The following is a 26,037-nucleotide window of genomic DNA, read 5'->3' on the forward strand; positions in this document are numbered from 1 at the left end:
TTTGTTCAACCGACTTGCCGTATATACCACCCCGTATTGACTTCATTCTGTCTGTACCGGAGCTGAGTTATCCATTAATAAATAATGCAGCTCCGGTATTACTGGCAGTTTTCGGTTGAGATCGTCGAAAAATGTATGGGCAGTTGCATCATGTTGGTGAGGGTGGTATCCGACCGTTAAAAATGCCAGTAACGGCTACATACTACCAGTTAAAAGTGGCGAAACCAGGCAGGCGTTCTCCGGAGGCATCAAGATGGATGATATCGGTGTAGCCACAGTGTATGAGGGTCGCCACTAACCACCGACAGGTTTTTGATAATCCCATTCGCCTGAGCTCCAGTACCGGATGACGACGGGCATTCAGTCTGAGCAGGTAGCCGTAGCTGGTGTACAATATCCAGTCGCTGTTAGCGCCCCCGTGATGCTGAAGAGAGACCAGGTCCAGAATGGCGTTATCTTCACGGGTGATATGGGTGATGCTGCACTGTATGCCGTTCAGCCGGGAGGCAGACGGGAATGGGTTTTCAACTCCCGGTTCCCCTGGTGTGTCAGTCACGCGTAATGTACAGCCGTTGTCACAGACCACATCAATCAGTTCTGCCAGTTCAATACCGTCGATATCCACGGCGATCCGGCCCCCATTAAGAGCCAGTACATTAACGGTATCAGCTTCCACCGTCAGGGATAGTTTCATAAGTGTTGCTCCTGATCTGCATTTCCCGCGATGAGAAGAGTGATCCGTTTATAGCCGTTGCGTTGCATCAACCCTGTTGCCCGCCTAGCCCGGAGAATATCAATCATCCCGATAAAATGTGACTGAGGTTGCATGGATAAATCCGGACGATCAATTCGTACCAGTTCATATTTTTCTACGAGAAAATTGATGGCATCTGCCAGTGATATACCGCCATCAATATGTTGCCTGATCACCTGCTCCCGGGAAAAGGGTGTGTCGTGAAGTGAAAGGCCGTAATGCTGCTCCAGAAGATACGTAAGAAGTTGCTGCCAGATTTCAACGGGTGTCGGACGTGACGGTGCCTTCCGTGTCGTGTTGGCGGGTAAGGTTTGCATAATGAAATACTCCTGAATGAAGTCGGGTAGAAAAAGGGAGGGGTCAGGGAACGGGATTGACGGGCTACGCGGTTGCTTCAGAGGGGCTCGGGTAAATCGCGATATAGATGTAGCCATGCGAGCCGAGTGAATCGGCCTCGCAGGTCAGTCTTTTCGCATACAGCGTAACGCAGTGCTGATGGCGTGGATTGAGTTCCCCGGAAACCAGCATTAACTCCAGTTGTCTGAGTATCAGCGGAAACGCCTGGTCAAGGTGGTGTAAATCCGCATCACAGAACTGACCGGTGAAACTGGCACGGTCGGCGAGGTAGTAAAGCTGGTTACCTTCCTGTACCAGTCGTGCGCCAAAGCACGGCATAACAGTAGGCTTAAGGCCCCACCAGGGTTCGGCAATATCATGGTTTGCTGCAGTTGTCGTGTTCTGCATTTTAGCCTTCCTTAAACGTGTGTTAATTCAGCGTGACGCTGCGCAATACGACATAAGGGCCGTGGCGGTCCTGACGGCGTTCAGCGAATACAGCCAGTACGCCGCTGATATCCTGAACTTCTCGTCCGGCATAGTGGCAGATGCTGCCGGACCATGTGTATTTCCCGGTACAGAAGCGAAACAACCGGGACTGCGGATGCTGGCGATAAATCGCCATCGCCTGACGTTTACTGATAATTTTCATCACAGGCCCCTTATAACCAGCCGCGTTCAGCGAGTGAGACGATCTCCATACCGCCAACGACCAGATGGTCTAGAAGGCGGATATCCACCAGGTCCAGTGCCTGTCTGAGACGTTCTGTGACCTGTCTGTCGGCAGCGCTGGGGTCAGCCTGTCCCGAAGGGTGGCAGTGCGCCACGAGCATGGCGGCAGCGTTATGTTTCAGTGCCGCCTTCACCACTTCTCGCGAATGAACCTGCGTATGGTTGATGGTGCCGGTGAAAAGGGTTTCGTACGCAATCAGCCGGTGCTGGTTATCGAGGAAGAGCGCGATGAATTCTTCACGCTCCAGTGTGGCCAGCTGCAGACGCAGCCAGTCACGGACGGCGTGACTGGAGGTAAATGACGCCCCGGGTTCACGTAACTGTTGAGCCAGCAGGGTTAAGGCTGCCCGGATGGTTTGCTGGTCGGTGGAAGATAATTCACGGGCAAACAGCGGGAGTAGTTGTTCCATAACAGCTTCCTTCAGTCAATAATGCGCAGAATGGCGTGGCATTCAGCATGCACGAGTGCATAGTCCCGCAGACGGTAGTAGTGTTCTGTCATGGCATTGCATTCGGTACGGCAGGCGTGGTGGCTGTATGCGATGAGGCAGACCGCCATCCCGGCAGCGTCTGCGCTCATCTCCGCACTGTTGCCGTTCATGCTGTTAAACAACATCCATTTTTCATCGTTGTCATCAGTTTCTGGCACCATAAACGCCCCACCGTTACTCAGTGTGTAAAACTGCCAGATGCCGCCGGTGTAGTCTTCGCAGAAGCGCTCCATCCACGTGAAGATATGTGGTTCAAGGGTTATCCACTGCGGGATATTGCCAAAATGCTGTGGCCAGAAGACGATACGTTGTTCATCGGGGACGGGGGTGCACACGATACCGTCTGTGTCACTTTGTGGTGAGGTGAGCGAACCCGCCACGGAACGGGTTTGTTTGAGTGTGTTGTTCATTTGATTTCCTTTGTATTTTCAGGTGAGTTGTTGAGATAAATCGACAGATATGTGTCCGGCAACCTGTCAGGTCGTTCAGGGAAGTGGATGGGGGGAAACCTGAAGCGCATCGCTGTAAATGCACTGCATTACTTCAGACTCTCCAGCAGGCTTTCCGCCATGACCCACAGGGCACGGTTCAGCTTCACGTCGCCGTCGATACCTTTGACTGCACGGGTGTGAGCACGGTTACCATTCGTTGTCCGGCCCGGTAGCCCACCTTTAATCAGGTTCTCCTGCAGGCGGTTGTAGATAGTCCACAGGTCACTGCTCTCATCCTGCCAGCGTCGGGCACTCAGTGCCTGGGATGCAGTGACGGGTTGGTGCTCTTCGCCAAATCGGTAGTTAAGTGCCGCTTTCGCAAATGCCTGTTGTGCCGGCGGGGGTAAAAGCAGTGACTGCATGGCATCACGTTTTTCCTCCACCCGGTCAAAAACACCGAGTACTTCATAAGCACCCGCTATCACCTTTCCAACAACATCACCGCGGTGTGGAACCCGGACTTCACCCAGTGACTGCCCGCAGACGAGTGAATTGGTACAGACGCTTCGGAAGTAGCCAGGTAACATCTGGTATGAGCTGCTGCCATCGTGCGAGTTAAGTAAAATAATCTCCGGTACCTGCTGCCCCGTGATGTGTCCCGCCCGACGAAGACGTAACAGGTGTTTGGTGTGCTCCCGACGGCTCTGGTCACGAACACGTGACTGACAGGCAAAGAAAGGTTCAAAGCCTTCACGCTGCAGGTTTTGCAGCAGCGTAATGGTGGGAATGCAGGCGTACCTTTCGCTGCGGGAATCGTGTTTGTCTTTGCTGAAGACGCTGGGGACATACTGCATGAGTTCATCGCGGGTTAATGGACGGTCCCGGCGTATCTGGTTAATGCGTCCAAAACGACTGGCAAGTTTCATGGTAATTCTCCTGGATTTCAGGGCATAAAAATTCAAAGCCCCGGCCCGGTAAGGGGCTGGGGCTTGTATTCTGGTTGCGTGGGGAGTGACCGCTGACGGTGATTTCAGAAGGGGGCAAGGAGACGCAGTATTTGTGCCATCAGCGCAGTTATCAGCGCGCTAACCAGTAGTGTCACTGCCTCTCTGGCCACATCGATACGATCATCATCGTAGCCGGCCTGACGAAAACAGGTTTCAATATACAGTCTGGCCTGATGTCCGCCGCACCAGGCCAGAGCCTGACCCAGGGCGGTCACCAGCATTTTAAGAAAGGTCATCACATGTGCTCCGGGCTGCCTGGAGGCAGCCCGCTGGTTGAATGAGGTCTGGATTGAAGGGACTGAAACAGGAACGCTGTTTAGTGGTAGGTGTAGCGCCATGCACCTTTATCTGTGGTGACAACCACCTCTGAAGCGACACAGTCATTGTAAAAGCTCACACTGACGGACTGACCATAGTGCAACAGGGCAGGTAAAATGGTTTCTTTCGTCGAAAACGGTGATTTGTAGTTGTTTATCCGGCAGTTGCCCCGGTTCACGTTAATATTTTGCACTTTCACGCTGTCATCGAGCGCGGTCACCACCACTTTTGTGTAGCGGGTCCCGGCAGGATGGACAAGATTGCTGGTTTCTACTTTTACCGGCAGTGGCTTTGCGGCTAATGCCGGTGTGGACAACGCGAGCGAAAAGGCCATCAGGCATGTCGATATTTTCACAATAAATCCTTTTTATAAATGGAGAGGCAAAGGCTGCTGGTTGGCATAACGAAAAATAACCAGCCAGAGTCTGATGACTCAGAGTGAAGCTTTTGAGACACAGCCGTGGGTACCAAATTCAGGCAGTACCTCGCGAGCACCCTTCAGCGCGAAGGTGGTGGAGGTAACACCGGTTCCGGAGACTGTCACCTGTTTACCCTGGCGCAACTGGCCCCAGGAAAAATCGAGATTGTTCTCACCCACCCGGCTACCTGACTCACTGATATCGACGGCCTCCTGCTGGTCGATTTTTACCTGCATTGCAGTATCCGTATCCATACTGACCTGACATCCACTTGCATCGGTCAGGGTGATGGTGGCTGCCCGGGTGCCCTCATCCTCACAGGACAACAGCAGCTGTGACTGCCCTTTTCCGGTGATGACAAATTCCGATACCCCCTGACCCCAGCCCCGGGTCCAGGTGTCGGGGTTACCGAAAGCATGTGAAGTGACGGGGAGCAATGCAACCAGGCTGAGAGCCATCAGCCCTGTTTTCTTCATATTCATGATGTATTTCCTTTGTGTGAGTGGTCAAAAGCGCGGCCCAACCAGAGAGAGAACAGCCCCGGCTGCCGCGAAAAGTGAAAAGAGGAGGCCTGCATCAGAGAAGGGCTTCTCCCTGGTGAAGTGGCAGAGAGAACCGGTTTACATCAGTTGTTTTCCCACCATCATCAGGCCGGCCAGCCAGCCGATGCTCTGCGGCCCGACCAGCCAGAACAGGCGGGCTTTCATAAGACCTGTCATGCCTTCGCTGGTGTATACCGCATCCGGCATCAGCCACTGGCGCAGGGCCGCGCCGATGTACATCCCGGCTCCGGGACCCAGCGTCATCCAGAACAGATAGCCCATACCCTGGCCAAAACTGCGAATTTCACCGGTGGCGCTGAAAACGTTAAACAGCACAACAGTCAGCGCAATACTGAAAGCAATAATGAAGTACTTAATAATGAGAGCCATAAAATGTTCGCCTTATTTTTTGCACTGTCTGGCAGCATTCAGCATGTTGTTCATAAAGTCTGGTGGGACATCACCAGGCCGCTGGTTCATTTTCTCCAGTTCTCCGTGTGTGTATTTCGTTTTAAGGTCATCGTAAATACAGCCGCAGATGGCGGTGGTTCCACCACCTGATTTGCAGCCACTGATAAATTCACGTTCATTTTTATCGCCACAGCCGCTGAGTATGAATGCCGAAAGCAGGATGCCTGGAAGTAACTGTGCGAAGCGCGCCTTTTGGGGGATGTACATCATTGTGTCCTTACGGGTTGGAAGGTGGAGAGGGGGGATTCCCCGCCCCTGAAACCCCTTAAAATAAGAGGCATTACCAGGGGAGTAAAATGGTTAATACCGATCGAAACCGGTAAATTGATCGCTAAAATCTATAGTTTTAAGCGATCAGTTAATGGTTAATTGATAGCTTTTAGCTATCATTTTGTGTTATTCGATCGTTTTCGCAGATCAACTTTATCGAGAAATTTTACGAACAAGGACCGGGTTTATCTGCGTGCTAATGCAAAGAGGTGATATATATCTGAAAATATGTTGAAAGGTCTGTATTTGATAGCTATTGCTGATTTGCACAGGCTGAAAGGAGCGTGTGGTGAGGGGGGGGGGACTGTGAGTGTGTCGGGTGTGGGGATGAGGAATTTTAAATTAAAATTCATTCACAGTAATATGGAGTTGTTGTGGGTAACTACAATGCTAACTTGCGAGTAAAATAATATGAATATTTATCTTAAAATGTCTCATATACCATTTTTCTTCTTATATTGCAGGTTGACTTTTTGGCGCCAACTGTCTGTCTGTTTGGTAATATAACTATATAGTACAGATAACAGATTAACGTATTTTCTATATAACCAGATTACCAGAAAGCTATATAAACACATAGTGGAGTTAACTATTCAATATGGCTACTTAATTTAGAATGATGAAATACATAATGCAATTAATTCTGTTTTTGCGAGAGGTAAAGTTACAATGAGTGATTTTGTGTATTTTATAGATTCTTAATTTGCATTGGTAAATGTCAACTTTTAATGCCATTGTGTGCTTGTAACTCATTTTTTATTATCGGTAAAAATAATTAATTACGTCTTTTGTTAATGGTCTGAGTTAACCATTATACGGGATTAATTACATGTCTTTCAATATCAGTAGTTACGGTCATTTAAACCGTAATGCAGTGCTACGCATAGAAGAAACCCTCAACAGGGCATTACAGGAATATCCACGTACACTAGTGCTAAGAGTCGATCTCCGCCTTCCTGATTTCAATCAGTACGATTCTACGTTAATGACCCGTTTTATCGTATCCCTGAAAACACAGGTCAATGCTGATTTACACAGAAGGAAAAAATCAGGTAGTCGTGTACATCCCTGCCACGTTCGCCATATATGGGCTCGTGAAACGGGGTTGTCAGGCCGCAAACATTATCACGTTGCCTTGTTCTTCAACCATGACAGCTATTGTGGTCCAGGACGTTATAGTCCTGAAGGTGAGAGATATCGCCATAACCTGGCATTGATGATAATGGAAGCCTGGGTCAGGGCTTTACGGCTGGAACACTTTAATCATTATCAGCAGTATTATTCCCTGGTGGAATTTACCGCTAAGCCTTATCACACTTTAAATATCAAAAAACCGTATTTTGAGACTGACTATCAGGAGGTAAAAGAACGTCTGTTATACCTGGCAAAAGAATTCAGCAAAAGCAGTGATGGTTTTCGAAACTTTGGTTACAGCCAGAGCTAAAGTGACCACCGTATTTTTTTACTGATTAAGCAGATGTTATGACAGAGTGCCGGATCAGTCTTGCTGGTGCTTCTGTCTTCCTTTCAACCCTGGACAGTGAGATAACGTCATGACAACTGCTAACAGTAATACCAGTTTGTTGAGCGATAAAATGGTAGATATGGTCTTTATAACTGAATTTACCGGATTGAGTGATAAATGGTTCTACAAATTAATTCAGGAAGGACAGTTTCCAAAGCCGATTAAAATGGGGCGTAGTTCCCGCTGGCTTAAAAGCGAAATTGAGTCATGGGTTCAGCAACGTATTACTGATTCCCGTAGTGAATAACCATATCAATACGATTATTTATCATGTTTTACAATTACGGATATTGATGGTTTTTTATCAAGTGAATTATGAATGAAACGAAAGTGGATAGCTTGCAGGATGCGTGAAAGTGATTGCCAGATTGCTTTCTTTTTGAACTGTTATTGGAGCGTAATTTATAAAACTGGCGAATTTTCTGCTACTGTAGCAAGTTTTACAACAGTCATCATAAAGTGATACTGATAATTGTGTGTTTTATGAGCTATTTTAGTGTAGGTGGCTTTGTTTCATTTGAAGGTCTTTGTTGTTTCGATATTTATTTAGAATCTTCGAAATCAATAACAGTTATGTCATCATTGATATTAATACAGGTCAACAATGAACGCGGGGTTTTGAGTATTATCGGCGCTCTGGACCATAATGACTGGACTGCAGGGTTGTATATTCTCCGGTACAACATAATAACCGTCGGTGGTCAGGTACGAGAGATACAGTGCCCCATGAGGTTGCATTTTGATGATGGTAAGCATTCTCTGACCGATGAGTTGATTCAGGACGGGATTCAGTTTTTCCGTGCGTCTCAGTCGGCTGGGGCCGTATTTCTCAACTTCATTTTTGGGAAATGCACAACCATTATACTGGTCAAAACGGTGTTTTAACCACTGATGAAGTTCCCGGACATCCTGTTCAAACTGATAACGTTCTGACATGGGATAAAATAACTGACTGGCCTGTCGGATGTACCAGTCCATGATGGTAAAGGCTTGTTCCATTGTTTTTTTATCAATGGTCTCTGCATCGCTGTTATTAAAAAATGTCAGTATCGCGGCGATACGGAGCGTATTCGCTCCTGATTTTGCAGCGATATCACGAATGTGCTCCCATTCATTGCCGGTCGCCATTCTTCTTTCTGTTTCGGACCACTGTTTGCGCCAGAATGCTTTAGCTTCCTCATTGAGCGGAAGCCGTTTTTTAACAATATCCTTGTGGTTAAAGCGGGCTCTCTGCATTTCCAGTAATTCATTGATTCTTGTATGCAGATGTGCCAGTGATGCATTGGTTAAGTCATGGCTGGTATTTTCACCCCGGTTACCCAGTGTGCTGTTAACCCATGAAAAAAGAAACCGGGACAGAAAACCGCTGTTTCTGGCAACATCACTATACTTTCTAATATAAGCCATAAAGACACCAGGCTGGGCCATCAGAGAAAAAGTCAGACAGGGGACAATATTATAAATCTCACCATCCGCACGGCGAAAATCAAAAGCCTCGCCATCCCAGGCTTTATTCAGCAAGCCTGGATTGTTCTTCAGGTAGCTTTTAAAAAAAGTAATGGCTTCATCTGTAATAAATCCCGCCTCAGGGCATTCACCAAGACCTTCCACCAAAGCTTTCAGAGATACATCTTCATAAATGAAATCCGGACGGAGAGGACGTTCAGGCTCTGTTTCAGCATGTTCTTCTATTGCCTTTGCTTCGTTCTCACCGGAGTAATTCTTTTTAATGGCCTGTCGCAGATTGCTGTTGAGGGCCTGTTGTTTTATTTTCCAGATATTGTGGTCCCGCTTGTAAGCCACTAGCTGCGTCTCGAATTCCCGTTTCATTCTTGCCGAAAACTCATAAAACGGTTTCATGACCTGCTTATTGATAGTGGTTTTACCTTCACCGGATTCAGCAATCGTCAGGAGATAAAGCGAGCATTGTTCAGCGGTGTCAGAATATGGAGGGATGACATGAATATGTGACTGACAGGCAAGCGATGCAGCAGCCAGTACAACATTGCCAATTAATTCAGGAGGGATACCTGTGTCTTCGTGTAACGCGGTGATGGTATTTCGTAAGACGGGTGGAAAGCTGTTCACAGGGAAACCCTGTTGCTGACTGTTCGGTAACCTCGGGATATTTGCCAGAGGAATATTGTGCTCTCCTGGGCGTGAACTCATCTGAATGTTCCTTATCATTTTTTGGACAATACGTTATCAGTGTTACAGCATAAGCCACAATGGCATACAGATAAAAGGGTTAAGCTCAGGACTTATTCGTGTTCTACCCTGTTAGGACTCGGAATTTACAGCAGGATGGCTGCTACAGCACAGTAGAGTCGCGGCACCTACAACCCTTGGTGTACGTTTACGGATAGTCTGATTTATGCATGCGATTGTTGCTGGGCCATGTGAGTTTGGTAAACAGGGGAGGGGATGATTTATTGACGACGAGTGAAATCGAGGAGATGGTTGTGACTATTCTCATTACGGTGGTACAGGTTAACGGTTAATGCTGTTTAGCCAACGGCCGTAAACTCCGTGCTTATCAATGTCTGCTGTTCGCTCATGCTGGAACTTAAACTCAGTTGGTCGTCCGCTGTGTGCCTACAGCGGAAGTTGGAGTACCAGAGACTCTCTAAAAGTTGATGGTTCTTTTTGCAGGGATACGTACAATTCCTGCTGCAGTAACTCCAACTAATGGGTAATTAATCAGTTACCGGTTGCCAAATTTGATGTGCCCTTGGATGCCATATGATGGTTTTCAGGGGCTTATAAAAACATAGAGAACAAGTTATGAGATGGACCGACATGGCTTGGGTTACTCTCTTTCTGGTTGCCATATAATGCCAATGCCTGTTGTTCGCTCATCAATTATGAATTGAAAGGAAACACTAGTTGTTACATCAAGTGAGTTGCAACATAGTCGGTGAACTGTGTCCCTTTACAATTCAACATAAATATTGTGGAATTAAAATGAGGATAAAAGATGTGATAAGTATCGTTTTTTTTGCAGAGAAAAAACTTCAACTTATGGAATGATAAATGTAATCTGAACAGTAATACAATAAGCATAGTCATCACAGGAAAGGTTAATATGGATCGCTATCTGGAAAGAAGAGTACAGTTAAGTGATAAAATGGATGTAAATAGCGTGGCAGTGGTGTTTGGCGCTACGAAATTTATACGGAATGGAGATCAAGAGTATCCATTCAGACAAGACAGTGATTTCTGGTACCTCACAGGGATTAATGAGCCAAACGCAATTCTGATCATCGAGAAAAAACCATCAGAAATACACCATTATTTGTTTTGTAAAGAAACTAGTGAGAAAGAAAAGCAATGGTTCGGCGAATCAATATTAACAAAAGGAGAGTTCAGTAGTTTTGATAATATATTTGAATTAAAAGAGTTGGAAGATAAGCTTTTTAACAAATTAAATCAAGCCAATACACTGTATCATGCATTTAGCCGGGATGTTAAAAATGATGAGTGTGTTTTAAGTGTTATTGAAAAACTACGCATCTATGGAAACTGGAGTGAAGAATGGAAAGCGCCAGAAATCATAAAAGATTACAGAAGCATTGTGCATGAGCTGCGTGTATTTAAATCTTTAGAAGAACAAAGTTGCCTGTCACAGGCCGCTGATATTACTGCCAGGACGGCGAAAAAGGTTATTGATATAATTGACAGTGGTGTAAGTGAAAGAAAGGTAGCGGCATTTATAGAGTATGAATTCAGAAATAAGAATGCATCAGGGTGTGCATTCGAAAGTATCATTGCGTCAGGATCAAATTCTTGCATAATACATCATCTGCATAGCGACAAGAAATTAAGGGATGGGGAGTTATTACTAATAGATATTGGATGCGAATATCAAAATTATGCTGGTGACATATCAAGGACTTTTCCAGTCAGTGGGTATTTCACGGAAGAGCAAAAAAGAATTTACGGAATTGTATTAAACGCGCAAAAAAAAGCCATAAGCCAGTTACAGCCTGGAGTAAGCTTATATGACTTACAGCAAGAGGTTCGACAATTTTTTTTATATTCTCTTGCTGAGCTCGGACTCATTTCTTCTCAAGAAAGAAAGGATGACATTTTGAATATATGGTATCCCCATGATATCGGCCATTATATTGGACTTGATTTACACGATGTTGGCTTATCCGGAATTCAGCAAAATCGTCCTCTTGAGGAAGGTATGTTAGTCACAATCGAGCCTGGATTATACTTCACATCAAAAAACTGCCCAGATAATCGTTACTGTAATATTGGTATCCGTATAGAAGATACTGTCCTGATTACTAGGAATGGACATAAAATACTGACAAACGGCTGTCCAAAAGAAATAGACGAAATTGAGCAGTTGATGGGCAATAAAAATAGGGGGTAACCCCCTATTTTTAACAATAGTCAAAATCAATGATTAGGGTTTTCCTTATCCAGTTTGATTTGACTGGTAAAACTTCATGCCAAGAATTCTCGAAAAGTTCCATACAACTCATAGAGTTAAAAACAGGGGCAAAGGAACTATGTGGCGATTTGTTTTTCTCTAGCACGCGTAATTCCCCTCCACACTCTTCATTCCATCCTTCTGAAATATAGAAAATCATAGCTAAATCACGCTTGTCAGACGCATCTGTATGAGGAGGCAAACCTCGGTAATGATCCGGAAAGATGTATACCTGCGGCAAGAAATATTGTTTGCTGGGACGTACAGGACGTCCAAAAAGATTTCCAACAGATTGTAAAAATGGTTGTGAGTAAACATATTTTATAAAGTCAGGGTCAGGATAATGAGCAAACTGATATCCTGACGCATGTTTACCATAATGCTCTGCCTCAATATCGCCAGTAATTTCCTCAAATCGTTTTAAAAAATCTTCGTGCAAAATATTTTGAGCAAAAATATGCCGAAAAGGTTGTTCTTTGATCTCAAGGCTATCAAAAACACTCTTATTAAAAGGATAAAACATAGAGCTCCCTATTCCCATTCACATGAAATAAAACGATCGCCTGCACGGTAGCTTATCATCGCGCGATGCTTTCCAGGTGGTATTAGTACAAAGCTATGTTGCCAGTGTGTAAGAGGTGAAGAATAATGTGTGTCTAAAATGTTACCCGGATTAAGTTCGGATTCAAAGTAAAGATGGAGTGCATTAGCAACAGGAGTATGATGCTCAGAAAGTGTTATAACCTTAGTAAAGGAAGAAGATGATGTGATCCCTAATTTATAGGACGTAAGTAATGTTGAGGTATCTGTATTGAAAATATGTGCAGAAGAAAGATTATTCTGAAATATAATTCTGCCAAGGTAGTCATTAATAATATAATCAGAATCTTTGCTGCTCATATTATATTCAGCTAGAGCATTGTACGAAAAAAATTTTTCCTGTCTGAATTCATCAAACCATGCGCTATGTACTGGTTGAGCGAAAATACTCAGTGTCGATGGTATAATTTTTTCAATGGAAGGATGGCGTCGACAAAAATCCCATATGGCTTCAACCATATGTTCCTCTGGTCCGATTTGACCAATGGTTTCAGTAACGATTGCATGGATGTGATCACTAAGAGACGTCTGGAAAGATGAATTTTTAATAAATTCTATATTATCCTTTTTATTACACAGTTCTTTTGATAATGAAATAGCGAATTCAAAATATTCTATGCCATAGACCTGTCCAGTGGTTTTCTGGGCACTTAACATAGACAGAATTCCACATCCTGAGCCTATATCAACAACGTTGTCATGTGGTGCAATCGTCTCAGAAATTGCTTTTTTATATTTATCGATACGAACCTTATCATTCAACATATGTGAATGATGTATTACAGACATATCTGGCTTATAACGTTCAGTCATGATGGCCTCGCAATGCAATATCCGCTAAAAAATAAGATTGCTGTTGAAAAGTATTATTGAATTTATTATCCATTAATAATTCCAACGTCATTTCAGGGGTAGGTCTGGGTAAATTCACGAGGGTATAAAAAATTGACTGCACGGTGGAGGAAAAAGACGGTAAAATAGAATATCCCATCGCAATAAGCTTATTAATGGAACTCTCATTTTCCGTAGTCAAAGAGATGTCTACATATTGTGAAAAAAATGAAGCTTTTATATCACTCATTGCAACCTGAGACATACATAACATATGAGAAATCATATAAATCATCATGGTATTATGCTGACCGAATCGTTGTAATGCATCTTTAAAAGCATTCAACTCAGGCGTCAGTATTGCGATATCATTAATTATACAACCGATAATGCTTTCCTTACTTTTAGCCTGTAAACCACAGAACTGGAAAAGACAGAAGCCATAGGCTTCAGCGAATAAGTATCTAATGGACTTTTCATTATCGGAAATTTTATCTGCATCACTAAATAAAACTGAATCAGCAACACAGTGACAGGACTCATGAAATATAGGATTTCTTGTCATCCCGGTTGTTAAGAATGGTAGATCCACGCCAAAATTAAGACCGGCGTTTATTGTTTTCTCTAAAAATGAAACATTATCACAAAAAGGTATAAATTTTTGTTCAAATATGTCGTTAAGTGCCATTAAAGGAAATGAACGGTACTGTAGCCACAATTCATTAGGTTGGCACCCATAAACATAACCGAGTTCTAATGTTTTATCTCTTATGTTTCTAAATACCAGGTTCTCATTGTATAATACTGAATCAAGTAAGTTCTCATGCAAAATATTTTGATGATTGTCGTAAGATTGATTTATATAAATTAACTCTTTAGCAGTGATCATAACTTTTTATATTCCTTCGTCAATAAGTTAAGGTACGCGTCCATCTTTGATATATAGTCTTGAATATCCTGTTTTAACATATCATCTTGAAGTAGAACGTTAATCATTTCACGACAGTAGTTAATGGCCTGCGTTATACTGGTATATATGGTTTCACATGGAAGATTATGTTTTATGATTATTTGCAAATAGCTGATTCTGGTTGATAATACATTCAGATATACATATGCTGCCTGCAGGATATTTGGTATTGACCAACTTTTATTTCTGGATTTGATGTAATAAAATCGATTGTTATGGTTTTCAGGCTCATAATAACCTTTTGTATGAAGCATTACTGAAGCTGATAATTGATGATGTAAGGCTTCATGATATAGATTCTCAAATATAATATATGGCCGATGGATAGGTTCAAGTATTGCTGATGGTGTTACCGCTATAAAGAATGCATCACTTAAGAAAGTGCAATGAGGTAGCTCATGAAATGCCGCACCACTAAAACCACATTCATTTGCTTTTAACCAGACGATAACGGACGTAAATTCAAATATAATTTGAGTCTGTGATGGAAAAAAGTAGGCCATATATTTAATGCTTGTCTGTATTAGATTTACTTTTTCAGAGCTCAATTCAGTAACATGTTCTGGATTGACTGATACATAATTAGCCAAAAGGGCAGACGCTTGACGATCATAAAAAAAGATCTTATTCTCCTCCCACTCTAAAGTATTAATCGGATAAGTGATACCTTGAGAACCACACCATTTATCCAATATACCTATTGGTGCTAATCTTTCCTCAGTTAAGATCTTGCAAAGATAGGGCGGGAGTTCATTAAATTTAAAGTCAGGACAACGCTGATAATAATATTGTGCAAGCTCGCCCTTATTAGTAATGCCATATAAAAACATAGCTTTCCCCTAAGAAGTGGCGGAGCCCTGAAGATTCTTCAGAAATTCACGATTAATCTGGCTTGCATGCGGCTTCATGTAAGGTACAAATAATGTGGAAGAGAAGGTGATGTAAGGCAACAAACTTTCGAGATCCCCGAGTCTAACTTCTCTGATAATTGCCTGTTCTCGGCCAAACTCAGCTGAGCTTACCATTTTTAAGGTATGGTCTTCTGGATAATGCTTGAGAAGTTTAGCTTTAAGGTAATGAATGGCATTATCCTGTGCAGGGTCTTTAATAAAGGTACGCGTGGTCCCAACGGAACAAATATGATATAGGAAATAATTAATTCGTGGCTCCATGTTATAATCCAGTAATATCAGCAAATTTGCATCGAGTGTTGCCGCGCCTTGCTCAATAGGATCAAGTTCGATATCATTTAGCATGGTATCAAAAGAAGACAAACCAAGTGTAACTGTTAACTTAATACCCGACTGATTCGCACGCGCATTCAATAGTTTTATTAAAGTTACACCAAATCGTGGGTGCCCGGGTATACAAAAAACGATATCATCATTTAGTGAAACCTCATCAAAAACACGATTTAAAAGAGAAGTATAGTTTGACATATCTTCATTACCATTAACATACAGGTTCGTGATGTCATCGTAAGGAAGTCTATTTTTCTCAAAATATTTTAACAGTTCATTTTGAGGGAAAAACAATAAAGTTTTCTTGCACTCGGAAAAGTTATTGACGGCTTCAAGGGTAATATGTTTTATTCCTTTAATACCTGTACCAACCACTCGTATTCTTTTCATTATATACTCCTTAAAAAAGGATCAGTTGAGAATCAACTGATCCTTACATTTATTGACGAGTTTGCGGAGCTTCGAACTGATTAATAAGTTTTACAACATCTTCAGAGAATGGCGCGAACATACGCGGGCCACATTGCATCGGCTGGTCTTCTTCAATATCACCGATCAGCTTCTGAACATCTTCAGAAAACGGCGCGAACATACGTGGGCCACATTCTATCGGCTGAGCATTATCAATATCGCCAATCAACTTCTGAACATCCTCTGAGAACGGTGCGAACATACGTGGGCCGCATTCCATCGGCTGGGCAGTATCAATATCACTAATCAGCTTCTGGACATCCTCTGAGAACGGCGCGAACATACGTGGTCCACACTCCATGGGTTGGGCTGTATCGATATCACCGATCAGCTTCTGAACATCCTCTGAAAACGGCGCGAACATACGTGGACCACATTCAATTGGTTGGGCTGTATCGATATCACTGATCAGCTTCTGAACATCCTCTGAGAACGGCGCAAACATACGTGGACCACATTGCAGATTTTCCATTGTCATTTACATTTACCTTTCTTAGTTTATTCACAATATCGTTTGATATTGCCCCATGAAAGTACAGAGTACTTTCAAATACTTCTAATGATAATTTGTCCAATAACTCCGGTAATTCGCATTACTGGTAACTGCCTATTACCTTCAATCATATCTTTTGCAAGTAATTCTCTGTGATAATCACAGGAACCTGAGATGATTGGCCACATAATACTGATGTTAATATCCTGCCCTTCATTAAGGGATGTCGAAAAAATGAAATTATGCCATTCTGAGCTTAAATTAGCGCTTGTATTCTTTCCATTAATAGAGATAGTCGCACTTTGACTATGCTCTGATGACGTCGATCTGATACAGATAGTGACCTCATATTCGCCAGAAGGCAGAGATTTTACGCAAAAAAATGAATAGGGATTTACCTCATTCATCAAAAGCTTATTTTGATATGTCATTGCAGTAAAAACTGCGTAGCGTTCAGGGTAACACCGGAAAATATGGTGATTTCTACTGTTTATGACAATAACATCGCTCTTCTCAGAGGGAAGGTTTTTTTCATTGATTTCAAGTTGTTCAGGATGATATTTTTTGATGAGCTCATATAATCTTATCCCTGAATGGTCGCTAATGTGAAAAGCACGCAGAAATTTATTTATTGATGCGTTGGCTGATGTGTACATTTCTTTGTGTAATTTTTGATCGGCTGAGTAATGCTTAGTAATAAAAGATAACTCATTTGAGCTTGATGATGTAAGTTTTCTCATTTCCAGGGTTTTATTCAGCCAATATTCAATAACATCCTCTTGTTGACCATAATTAGCATTATGGAGTGCTGCCAGTAAATAGCTACCTGCACAATCTTTATCATAAACCTCAGAAAGATTGATAATGGTATTTTTTTTGGTAATGGCAGAGGCTAGCGCATCGCTTACCCAGTCCATACCCTTCAGGCTATGATGTACGTAATCAACAAAAAGTGTTTTATCTGGTATAATTTTACCGGAGCGTTGATAAAATATTTCCGGTAGGTCAATGAGCTCACAATCAGGATTTTGTCCTATTATCTCGCGAATTAAATCTTCAATAAAACTTGGGCAGCGTGGAGTATGAGTTGTGTACTGCCAGACCACGGCATTTTTTGCTTTAATATAATATTCTTTAGCAATGACGGTATTACCTAAACCTTCTTCTGCTTTAGCCATTAGCTCTAATGATAAGGGACTTGTTTCGTTATCCAGTACCAAAGCCTTATTACATTCGGCTTGCATTTCAGGGAATTTTTGTAGGGCGAATAAATTATTAGCGTTTTGTACATGTTCCAACCAACATGCTGATGTCTGGTCGTCTAACCATGCCGGTATAGCAAATTCATTTTGCCAGCCAGCGTAGTTAAATTCAGGTAAAACGAAATATAATTTAACTTCAGTTTTCTTACAAAGGTTAACGATTGATTGCAGAATAAACGTGATATAAAGCTTAACCTGTTGAGTAATAACATCTTTAATCTGAAGGCTATCTAAGCCTATTAATGAGGTCGTGACCTCTGCTGACGGATTTCCCCACCAGGAATTCCACCAGTTATTACCAGCATGAATGACAATCATATCCGGATGAAGCTCAAGTGCTTCCTGTACGGTTTGAAGTAAAGCAGAAGCATTCATTCCGGTACAAGCCAAATCAACAATTTCATAATCATGGTCTGCAATTTTATCTTTTAATAATTTTGCAGGTGTTACAACGGGATCAAATACAAAACCACGAGCTACAGATTCTCCCATGTAGATAATCGTTTTCTTATTTGGATTTGCCCGATATAACATTTCTGTTTCCGACCATGATGCATCATTTCCGCCGAACCGGTTAAACAGTTCTTTATTACGCTTATAGTATTTCAGGTTGGTACCCTCAAAGACCGGGGACCATATTCCTATCTGCTGAGGTATATGATTCAAAGGATCGACCAACCTTCCCTCGCAGAAATCAAAGGGAAGAGAATCCTTTTGTTGAAGGACTCGATTGCTGAAAATACTTTCCAGTCTCTTTAACTGAGGCCCGGCAGCCATCATTTGTTCTGCCAGAGCAATACAAATTCCTTTGTTATTCATCTGAATAGTCATGTGGTATGCCTTTAAAAAAAAGTATAAACTGTTGTTCGTGCTTCATCATCACGTTCTGATAATATAGGCTTTCTGATGTTGGCAAGATTTAACGGGATATTTTCACGATATATGAGATGGTTTTCTAATACTAAGGCATCCATTTCAGAATGAATGAAGGTACTTAACGCCTGTTCAATGGTATTGACAATCGGCTCCCCGCGCAAATTGAATGAAGTATTCAATAAAACAGGGCAATTTGTTAAATCATAAAATGACTTAAGAAGTTCAACAAAGGGGTGATTCCCGTCATGAATGTTAACTGTTTGAATACGTGCGGTGCCATCAATATGTGTAACAGCAGGCAAGTTCGCATTTTTTTTAACCGGGCAAACTTCTGTCATATAAGGGGATTCAAAATCACAATCGAAATAATCATGTTTATACTCATTTAGGACCACTGGAGCAAAAGGTCTGAATTTTTCTCTCTGCTTGATAACGAGATTTACCCTATCCTGTGCATGAGGATTGCGGGGATCTGCAATGATACTTCTTGCACCGAGGGCCCGGGGTCCAAACTCAGAAGCCCCACGAAAAATTCCTACAACATAACCATCGGCAAGATCGGCCGCTATTTTGCGGTTGCAATTTTCACGGGATAAACTTTGGTACCCTATACCTAACTGGTTTAAGGTGGAAACAATCTCATGATTCCCCACGCATGGTCCCCAAAAGCAGTGCTGGATACCCTTCGTTACCAATGCAATATTTTTTTTATCATACAGTTCCTGAGCGGCCAAAAAGGCAGCACCAATAGCACCACCAGAGTCTCCAGCCGCAGGAGGGATGAAAACATTTTCATAGAGCCCACTACGTCTTATCGTTGCATTGGCCACGCAGTTAAGAGCTACGCCACCTGCTAAACACAGGTTTTTTGAGGGAGACAACGTTTTTAAATGCTGTAATTGCTTTACGACAACCTCTTCCAGAATGTATTGCGCGCTGCTTGCCAGATCATAATGGACCTGAGAAAGAGGGCTGTCAGCCGGTCGTTCCGTGAAACCCAGCAGAACTGATAACTTCTCAGAGTACATCTTGACGCCAGCACAGAAATCAAAATAAGCCAAATCCAGCTCAATTTGTCCGGTCTCACTAATTTTAATTATTTCCCGAAGCTTTTCTACAAGAGCAGGTTTGCCATATGATGCCAGGCCCATAACTTTGTATTCATCATTGTTAACATTAAAGCCAAGGAAGCCCGTAATGGTGGCGTAAAACAAACCGACAGAATGTGGAAAATGTGTAGATGCAACCTGATTTAGTACACCGCCACAGGCATCCCACATGGTCGTAGTTTCCCATTCACCAACACCATCGTTAATCAATATTGCACAATCATTAAAACCTGAAAGATACCTTGCAGCTGCTGCGTGGCTCATATGGTGAGAATAACTTTTGACAGGTTTATCATTGCCAAAAAGTGTGCGAATTTTATCAACAACACTTTCACCATCCAGGTTCAATCTGGACATGATTTCCGGCGCATGAATTGCACTCCATAACTGCCGAGCACGTTTTAATTTTTCATTTTCATAAAAGCTGATGCAATCAATATCAGCATAGGTTTTTCCGGCTTTACGCAAACAAAACTCAAGTGAAGCGTACGGGAAGCGAGGGTCGTGCTTTTTTCGGGAAAATCGTTCTTCCTCTACAGCTGCGATTACCTCGCCGTTCTCAATAATACAGCAGGCAGAATCATGGTTCAGTGCTGATACACCAACGATAAGCATAGCGCGACCCTATGTAGTTTTTTTGCGTTAATGAGAAACGTTAAATTTAACCAATAATTAACACTCACCTTTAACATTTAACTAACCATTTTTATTAAGTCAAGCATATCTACCAGAATTAATAGTACTTTTTTATTTATATAAAATATTGTTAAAAATCAAACAGATGCGGTGTGTTTCTTATTGTGTGCACATTGTCATGTTTTTATCCTATTTCATATATTGTTTTTTTTATGAAATCGTGCATTGTTAATGAAATGTTATTATCAATAAGGTGGGTTTTAAGATGCTTTCAGATGAAAACTATTTATATCTTAATCATAATGAAATATGGTTATCACAGATGCGGGATGTAAAATCAGTCACATACAGTAGTACGTTTACTGAATTACGTGATATTGTGTACTCGCAGGTTAAGGAAATGCTGGATGAAGTTATCAAATCTCCCAAAAATGATGATGAGTTTTTCATTAAACAAACTTATGATAAATTTCATGATCCTGAGATAAGAGGCACGGATGCATCTGCATTCTTCGCAAAGCATTTTATCAGATTTCAGTCAGCTTATAGCAATACACAACATGTGTCATATCTTCTCGGGTGCTGCACCCGGTACGGTACAGAAACGCTCTTCCGGATAAGGGTCGTCCCCTGGGAAGAAGATACGCGCATCAGTTGTTTGCGATTTGAGTGCGCCGATCTTATTATGCCAGGAGAGCAATATTATAATTCCTGTGATTCATTCTATACGGAGACTCGAGCAGCTTATTTTGAAATACTAAATGAAATACTTACTGCGATTGGTATTTCTGATCCAGAAACTCCCGCTCACGAGATATTCCTTCTTGAGCAAAATCTTGTTAACAATAAACTTTCCACTGAGGAGGAACGTAACCCACGCTTTACATGCAACACTGTGTCACATTCAGTTTTCGAAGATTTAACAGCATTAGATTTGGCCTGTTTATGTAATGGTCTTAAGGCATCCCTGCCACAAAATATTGTGCTGGAGTCTCTGGGCTATTCCCATGCAGTAAAAAATATTTTATTGTCCACCTCCATAAAAACTCTTGAAACTTATGCTAAGGTTCGTTTTTATCTAAAATACAGGTTTTTCTTCTCTAATATAAATAACTGTGTAATTGATGATTTTGTTCAAAATATTGTTGGGACAGAAAGGAAATATCCTGAAGAGTTGATTTGTAGTTACCAGCATTTGATCACATCGTTCGATGATTATCTTTCAGAGTTATACACACAGCGCTACTCTACGCCTCAAACATTAAAATTTGTAGAGGAGATGGTTAAAGAGATAATTATCACATTCACGCACGGCATTCAGGAGTCTACCTGGATGTCAGATACATTCAAGTCCAGAGCGCTACGTAAGATTTCTGCCATTAAAATTAAAATTGGAACGCCACCGGTACTTACTGCATACCATCGATTCCTTAAATTTTCGACCCCGCTAGAAACAGTACTAGCAATAAAAGAGGAAAAGTTCAGGCATTACAGTGATTGCCTGAATGGACCTTTTAACCCTCACCTCTGGGACATGTACGGATATGAAGTTAATGCTTGCTACAACAGACGTAAAAATGAAATCATACTCCCCTCTGCTGTCTTACAGTCACCATTGCTTATGAGCAACCTCGGGATCAAATATAACTATGGCTCTATCGGAATTATTATTGCCCATGAAATAAGTCATGCTCTCGACGACGAAGGTTGCTATTTTGACGAAAATGGGAATTTAAACATGCTATGGACACAACAGGATGAAGCTAATTTTATTCAAAAAGCAAATGTAATCGCTGATTTTTACAGCAATATAGAAGTCCTTCCCGGAAACTACATTAATGGGCTTCTGACCAGGGGAGAATGCTTGGCTGATTTATCTGGTTGCGATATTGCCTGGAAAACGCTTCAGAGGCTGTCTCAGGAAGAAACTAGTGAATTACGTGAAGCTTTCCAGACCAGTCTGTTAATGCTCTGGCGTGAATATGCCTCTGAAAATATCATGCGTAAGTTGTTAACCAGCGGTCCCCATGCTCCTGCACGCTTTCGTGCAATAGGATGTCTTCATTATCTTGCGAGGCGATATTCCGGAGACGAAAGCGTGAATCAGGGGATTCAGGCGATTGAATTATTTTAATTTATAAGGCTACACAGCCCTCAGGCTGTGTAGCCTTTCTACTATTCCAGCTCGAGGTTGTTTGACCGTGTCTTTTGAGAAAAATATTTTTCGACAAATGAGAAGATTACAATTAGCAAAAAGCCTGAGCCACTGAAGGCATAAAGCGCGTATATTACCCCAAGGTAATCCGAACTATACCCGGCACCTATAGAGACTATTGCAGTGATCATCATCTGCCATCGGTAGCTCTTAGCCATAGCAGCAGCCACATGATTTTCATCAAATTTTTTCAATACTGAATATACCGCGAGCGAGAAAACAACATTTGAAAAAATATGTGCAATAAAGACCAGTGCCAATGCCAGGTAAGATGAGGTTGAAAAAGGGATCAGGCCATAGCATGCCACAAAAATAAACAGACATCCCAATAGCAGGCTATTATTATTACTATTTTTCTCAAAACGCTCAGGATTAAGCAGTAACGGGCCGATGAGTTGCCCTAAACTACGAGAGAAAAGAAGAGCCAAAGCTGTTGCTTGAGCTTCATGACCGGTAAGATTCGTTGGAACCAGCCCTGGCAGTAACGCCATCGCCGGGGCTCCTGCGAATGCCAATAGGGGTAATAGCAGGATACCTCGTTTCTGAGTGTTACTGATTTCTTTCCATCTTATAACTGCATCTTTTTGTTCTATATAATGGAAAATATTCCTGAACTTGCCTTTAGCGCTCAATAGCATGATGACTGACAGGGCGTAGCTGGCCAGGTCAATGATCAGCAGGTGTATTACGGTAACATGCCCCAATAGTAACAAACCCAGTCCAACACCAAAAATAACATTACATGCAAAGATAATGGTTTCCAGTGTGGTCGCAACGGGTAATTCCTTTTCACTTAACCCGGTTTTAAATATCTTACTCATAGCAGGGAACGTCATGCCGATGATGAAGGCTGACACGGTTTGTGCGATAAGAAAAAGAGGAATTGAGCCGTTTAACACAGCCATAAAAGGGGCGCTCAAGCCTGCCATGCCTAAAAATTCGCCCACGACAAGAATGGAGAAAGGGTTGCCAGTACGGCAATAATACTCTCCAACCTTACTTCCGATTAAGCCAGGAACAGTTGAAAGCACATACGCTAAAGCAAGGGAGGTTGTCGGGGCAGCGAGCCGAATCAGTTCGCTAAAAACAACAATATAGGTAATGCCATTCCCGACAGAGGAAATAATGAAAGATATACCAAGTAACATCAGCCATGGCTTTCCTGCCAGGGCATTCATGAGTGCTCGAATCATTCTTGATGTCCGTATAAGCTAAACAAGTCTTTGCTTACCTGATGCGTGCTAGCTTTCAGCCAGGCAATACATCCTTTCTGGTAGGCAGTTAAAAATAATGTTATGGGCTTATGTACGGAGCATCACATCACGAACAATCCTCAAATTTAACCTATGATAAATAATGTAAATATAACAAGTATGTGCTTTTGTCAATGTATATAAGGGATATGTATCGCAGCGGCCTCACAGGCGGTCAACATTATTTGCCACCTCGTAGTCGTTGATTGAATTGGCCAGGTGGAACAGAGGTGTGATGTTACGTTAAGAACACTACGCTGACGTACTGGCAGGCCATAAAAAAGCAGGACAAAGCAGTCTACTCACTGACGTAATCGTGGCAGTCATGCTCAGATTTCATCCTGAACCATCTTGAGTACAGGTCCGCTATAACAAAGTCGGGCACGGAGTTTGGCTGGCCGAGGGATAGGGCGATTCCGTTTTATATGTGCCGTCTCGGTGCTGTCGCCAGCGTGGGTTTTACACTGTACTTTATCTATTCTGCAGTAAACCCTGAGCTTCACTCTCAAAAAGAGCCTGCTGCATGCAGACACTGTGGAATATGTATCGTCAGTACTGATTGCCACTCTTTGAGAAGAGCCAGAAATATTCCTGATTCTCTGTCGCTGTGATTTTGCAATGTCACTGCCATGTTTAAATATCTAGTGTGGGGCTGCAGAGTTAGAGGTTTAAATTTTAAAACGTCCCGGGGTGGTGCCGAATATCCGTCGGAACAGGGCAATGAAGGCACTCACGTTATCATATCCAAGGTCCAGAGCAATTGCCGTCACTGGCTTACCCCCAGCCAGAAGTTCAAGAGACCTGAGTAACCGAATGCGCTGTCGCCATTCATTAAAACTAAAACCGGTTTCTGCACGGAATCGCCGTGTAAGCGTACGTGATGACATTCCGGCCCAGACTGCCCATTCCTCGAGCCTGCGGCCGTCGTCCGGGTTATCTGACAGTGTCTGCGCAATTCTGAGTAGTCGGATATCCTGGGGCATTGAAAGCCCCAGGTTGACCTCAGGAAGAGAGCCAATTTCATCAAGGATGACACCAGCTAAACGTTTTTGGGACGCGTTAAGGTTTACATCTTTCCATGAGGCCGCTCGCGTTATCGCTTCACGCAGCAGATTTGTTATTGAGAGAACACAAGGTTTATCAGGTAGTCCGCTACAGGCTTGGGCAGATACATAAACACTCCATCCTGAATACGGGCCATGCGAGCGCAGGCCGTGCGGAACATCCGGAGGTATCCAGACGGTATGTGTCGCCGGTACCACCCAGCGACAATTTCCGGCATCGACCGTGAGTAGCCCATGCCTCGAACCGAGTAGCTGTCCACAGCTGTGATGGTGATTTGGCGTTTCCCGTATTACATCAGACTCGCGTACCGCGACGACTAAAGTTTGCCCCTCTGAAGCGAAGGCCGGCTCGAATGTAATTAATGGATCATTCATTTTGACTTGTTTACGGTATTTAATGTCTTTTATACCGTACTTAAGCCATTCAGTCGATTGTAAAGTATTCATCACTTTCACAGAGGATCACCCATGAAAATAATGACTATTACTACCGTGCTGGATGAAATTCTCAATCAACAGGAGGTGCCACTGGACCTGATACTCAATCGTCATTTCAGTCCCGTTTACCGCCAGCGTACTAATAACGAGTGGGAAGGTTTGGATGGCTTTGCTCAGCATGCACGTAAACTCCGGGAAATCATCGCATCCGGCAAAATAGAAGTTTGCGATGAGCTTCGTGACGGGAATCTCTATGCCACCAGGCATCGCGTTTTGTGTACCAAGCACAATGGTGAAGAGGTGGATATGGAAGTTTATATGTTCGCTGAAACAGATGATGACGGGCGCTTTATTCGTGTCGAAGAAGCGACGCTAATGCTTCAAGGTGTGGAGAGCGATCGGGGTTTAGGTAACGTAAGGTAAGAGAATTTTAAATGTTAAAATGCCCGCTTCATGCCCTGAGGTATTTAACAAGCTCTCAAAAGTGTGTTGAATTAAAATGGATACGGATTCTTCCGAACCACGCATGTGCAACGGCGGCCAGGCATCAGCAATATCAGGTAATGGAGAGGATGGCACACAGGCAACATGGCATGGGAAACAGGCAGGTGAAGGAGCCGGCTTGTATGGACTACCCTTTACAGTTTAACCTTGATCCAGGCGAATAATTTAACTTTTTAACCTAGGTTTTATCGAGCCACTTTTGTGTCAAAAACAGATTTACACACAGATATCAGGCCTCCTGATATCTGTGTGTGAAGTTTTTAAAGCTGATGTTCCGGAATCCGGGCGATAACCTTTATCTCAAAATCAAATCCCGCCAGCCAGTTAACCCCCA

General features: G+C 42.8%; 28 protein-coding genes and 1 pseudogene. 5 read left to right on the forward strand and 24 right to left on the reverse strand.

The window, feature by feature from the left end:
• Positions 1-202: 202 nt before the first annotated feature.
• The 12 genes from PGS10_RS19245 to PGS10_RS19300 all read right to left on the reverse strand — a co-directional run bounded on the left by PGS10_RS19245 (position 203) and on the right by PGS10_RS19300 (position 5,711).
• The gene (locus tag PGS10_RS19245) at positions 203-694 is read right to left on the reverse strand and encodes a DUF5983 family protein (RefSeq protein ID WP_042895226.1); all 492 of its coding nucleotides are present in this window, start codon (positions 692-694) and stop codon (positions 203-205) included.
• A complete protein-coding gene (locus PGS10_RS19250) occupies positions 691-1,071 on the reverse strand; it encodes a TA system toxin CbtA family protein (RefSeq protein WP_063446370.1) in 381 nt (126 codons plus the stop codon). The genes PGS10_RS19245 and PGS10_RS19250 overlap by 4 nt, the downstream gene beginning before the upstream one ends.
• 64 nt (positions 1,072-1,135) lie before the next feature.
• Positions 1,136-1,498: a type IV toxin-antitoxin system YeeU family antitoxin gene (locus PGS10_RS19255; protein WP_042895224.1), complete on the reverse strand. Its 363-nt coding sequence runs from the start codon at positions 1,496-1,498 to the stop codon at positions 1,136-1,138.
• 22 nt (positions 1,499-1,520) lie between these two features.
• Positions 1,521-1,742, reverse strand: coding sequence for a DUF987 domain-containing protein (locus PGS10_RS19260; protein WP_042895222.1), 222 nt, complete (start codon positions 1,740-1,742; stop codon positions 1,521-1,523).
• A gap of 10 nt (positions 1,743-1,752) precedes the next feature.
• Complete coding sequence (gene radC / locus PGS10_RS19265; RefSeq protein ID WP_042895220.1) at positions 1,753-2,232, reverse strand: RadC family protein; 480 nt, start codon at positions 2,230-2,232, stop codon at positions 1,753-1,755.
• An 11-nt stretch (positions 2,233-2,243) separates the two neighbouring features.
• The gene (locus PGS10_RS19270) at positions 2,244-2,723 is read right to left on the reverse strand and encodes an antirestriction protein (protein ID WP_042895217.1); all 480 of its coding nucleotides are present in this window, start codon (positions 2,721-2,723) and stop codon (positions 2,244-2,246) included.
• A gap of 128 nt (positions 2,724-2,851) precedes the next feature.
• Positions 2,852-3,670: a DUF932 domain-containing protein gene (locus tag PGS10_RS19275; RefSeq protein WP_042895215.1), complete on the reverse strand. Its 819-nt coding sequence runs from the start codon at positions 3,668-3,670 to the stop codon at positions 2,852-2,854.
• Positions 3,671-3,774: 104 nt separating this feature from the next.
• Positions 3,775-3,987 carry a hypothetical protein gene (locus PGS10_RS19280; protein WP_042895211.1) on the reverse strand — a complete coding sequence of 71 codons (213 nt, stop codon included), beginning with the start codon at positions 3,985-3,987 and terminating at the stop codon, positions 3,775-3,777.
• 80 nt (positions 3,988-4,067) lie between these two features.
• Positions 4,068-4,424: a hypothetical protein gene (locus PGS10_RS19285; RefSeq protein WP_227503555.1), complete on the reverse strand. Its 357-nt coding sequence runs from the start codon at positions 4,422-4,424 to the stop codon at positions 4,068-4,070.
• A 78-nt stretch (positions 4,425-4,502) separates the two neighbouring features.
• A complete protein-coding gene (locus PGS10_RS19290; RefSeq protein ID WP_042895208.1) occupies positions 4,503-4,970 on the reverse strand; it encodes a hypothetical protein in 468 nt (155 codons plus the stop codon).
• Between the two features lie 138 nt (positions 4,971-5,108).
• Positions 5,109-5,420 carry a hypothetical protein gene (locus PGS10_RS19295; RefSeq protein ID WP_113374453.1) on the reverse strand — a complete coding sequence of 104 codons (312 nt, stop codon included), beginning with the start codon at positions 5,418-5,420 and terminating at the stop codon, positions 5,109-5,111.
• Positions 5,421-5,432: 12 nt separating this feature from the next.
• Entirely contained in the window at positions 5,433-5,711 is a 279-nt protein-coding gene (locus tag PGS10_RS19300) for a hypothetical protein (RefSeq protein ID WP_052320159.1), read from the reverse strand.
• Positions 5,712-6,600: 889 nt separating this feature from the next.
• On the opposite strand from PGS10_RS19300, the gene PGS10_RS19305 reads away from it, so the two are divergent.
• On the forward strand, positions 6,601-7,215 hold the full coding sequence (locus PGS10_RS19305; RefSeq protein ID WP_042895202.1) for an inovirus Gp2 family protein: 615 nt from the start codon (positions 6,601-6,603) through the stop codon (positions 7,213-7,215).
• Between the two features lie 109 nt (positions 7,216-7,324).
• On the forward strand, positions 7,325-7,543 hold the full coding sequence (locus PGS10_RS19310; protein ID WP_042895201.1) for a helix-turn-helix transcriptional regulator: 219 nt from the start codon (positions 7,325-7,327) through the stop codon (positions 7,541-7,543).
• Positions 7,544-7,884: 341 nt separating this feature from the next.
• Here PGS10_RS19310 and PGS10_RS19315 read toward each other — a convergent pair whose 3' ends face one another.
• Entirely contained in the window at positions 7,885-9,465 is a 1,581-nt protein-coding gene (locus PGS10_RS19315) for a YfjI family protein (RefSeq protein ID WP_162750219.1), read from the reverse strand.
• 916 nt (positions 9,466-10,381) lie between these two features.
• Here PGS10_RS19315 and PGS10_RS19320 point away from each other — a divergent pair.
• On the forward strand, positions 10,382-11,680 hold the full coding sequence (locus tag PGS10_RS19320) for an aminopeptidase P N-terminal domain-containing protein (RefSeq protein ID WP_047041522.1): 1,299 nt from the start codon (positions 10,382-10,384) through the stop codon (positions 11,678-11,680).
• A gap of 10 nt (positions 11,681-11,690) precedes the next feature.
• On the opposite strand, the gene PGS10_RS19325 is transcribed toward PGS10_RS19320, so the two are convergent.
• The 8 genes from PGS10_RS19325 to PGS10_RS19360 form a co-directional block, all read right to left on the reverse strand.
• Positions 11,691-12,263, reverse strand: coding sequence for a 2OG-Fe(II) oxygenase (locus PGS10_RS19325; protein WP_160310356.1), 573 nt, complete (start codon positions 12,261-12,263; stop codon positions 11,691-11,693).
• An 8-nt stretch (positions 12,264-12,271) separates the two neighbouring features.
• A complete protein-coding gene (locus PGS10_RS19330) occupies positions 12,272-13,153 on the reverse strand; it encodes a 50S ribosomal protein L11 methyltransferase (RefSeq protein WP_113374452.1) in 882 nt (293 codons plus the stop codon).
• On the reverse strand, positions 13,146-14,060 hold the full coding sequence (locus PGS10_RS19335) for a hypothetical protein (protein ID WP_042895193.1): 915 nt from the start codon (positions 14,058-14,060) through the stop codon (positions 13,146-13,148). The genes PGS10_RS19330 and PGS10_RS19335 overlap by 8 nt, the downstream gene beginning before the upstream one ends.
• Positions 14,057-14,971 (reverse strand): hypothetical protein, encoded by a 915-nt coding sequence (locus PGS10_RS19340; RefSeq protein WP_042895191.1) that lies wholly within the window; start codon positions 14,969-14,971, stop codon positions 14,057-14,059. The genes PGS10_RS19335 and PGS10_RS19340 overlap by 4 nt, the downstream gene beginning before the upstream one ends.
• A 9-nt stretch (positions 14,972-14,980) precedes the next feature.
• Positions 14,981-15,772: an SAM-dependent methyltransferase gene (locus PGS10_RS19345; protein WP_042895189.1), complete on the reverse strand. Its 792-nt coding sequence runs from the start codon at positions 15,770-15,772 to the stop codon at positions 14,981-14,983.
• Positions 15,773-15,821: 49 nt separating this feature from the next.
• Entirely contained in the window at positions 15,822-16,331 is a 510-nt protein-coding gene (locus tag PGS10_RS19350; RefSeq protein ID WP_049047420.1) for a hypothetical protein, read from the reverse strand.
• A gap of 68 nt (positions 16,332-16,399) precedes the next feature.
• On the reverse strand, positions 16,400-18,439 hold the full coding sequence (locus PGS10_RS19355; protein ID WP_042895187.1) for a hypothetical protein: 2,040 nt from the start codon (positions 18,437-18,439) through the stop codon (positions 16,400-16,402).
• 11 nt (positions 18,440-18,450) lie between these two features.
• Positions 18,451-20,208: a carbamoyltransferase family protein gene (locus tag PGS10_RS19360; RefSeq protein WP_042895184.1), complete on the reverse strand. Its 1,758-nt coding sequence runs from the start codon at positions 20,206-20,208 to the stop codon at positions 18,451-18,453.
• A gap of 286 nt (positions 20,209-20,494) precedes the next feature.
• On the opposite strand from PGS10_RS19360, the gene PGS10_RS19365 reads away from it, so the two are divergent.
• Positions 20,495-22,363 carry a M13 family metallopeptidase gene (locus PGS10_RS19365; protein WP_080470478.1) on the forward strand — a complete coding sequence of 623 codons (1,869 nt, stop codon included), beginning with the start codon at positions 20,495-20,497 and terminating at the stop codon, positions 22,361-22,363.
• 41 nt (positions 22,364-22,404) lie between these two features.
• Here the strand turns inward: PGS10_RS19365 and PGS10_RS19370 are convergent, their stop codons facing one another.
• The 3 genes and pseudogenes from PGS10_RS19370 to PGS10_RS25125 all read right to left on the reverse strand — a co-directional run.
• Positions 22,405-23,637, reverse strand: a complete 1,233-nt coding sequence (locus PGS10_RS19370; RefSeq protein ID WP_113374451.1) for a hypothetical protein — start codon at positions 23,635-23,637, stop codon at positions 22,405-22,407.
• 728 nt (positions 23,638-24,365) lie between these two features.
• The gene (locus PGS10_RS19375; protein WP_042896605.1) at positions 24,366-24,818 is read right to left on the reverse strand and encodes a helix-turn-helix domain-containing protein; all 453 of its coding nucleotides are present in this window, start codon (positions 24,816-24,818) and stop codon (positions 24,366-24,368) included.
• Between the two features lie 99 nt (positions 24,819-24,917).
• Positions 24,918-25,208, reverse strand: a pseudogene (locus tag PGS10_RS25125) (AraC family transcriptional regulator); the annotation flags it as partial.
• 27 nt (positions 25,209-25,235) lie between these two features.
• Between PGS10_RS25125 and PGS10_RS19380 the strand changes: the two are divergent.
• Positions 25,236-25,622 carry a nuclear transport factor 2 family protein gene (locus tag PGS10_RS19380; protein WP_170926287.1) on the forward strand — a complete coding sequence of 129 codons (387 nt, stop codon included), beginning with the start codon at positions 25,236-25,238 and terminating at the stop codon, positions 25,620-25,622.
• Positions 25,623-26,037: the final 415 nt, after the last annotated feature.

The organism is Klebsiella sp. 141153 (genome assembly GCF_032601995.1).
GTDB lineage: Bacteria > Pseudomonadota > Gammaproteobacteria > Enterobacterales > Enterobacteriaceae > Klebsiella > Klebsiella aerogenes.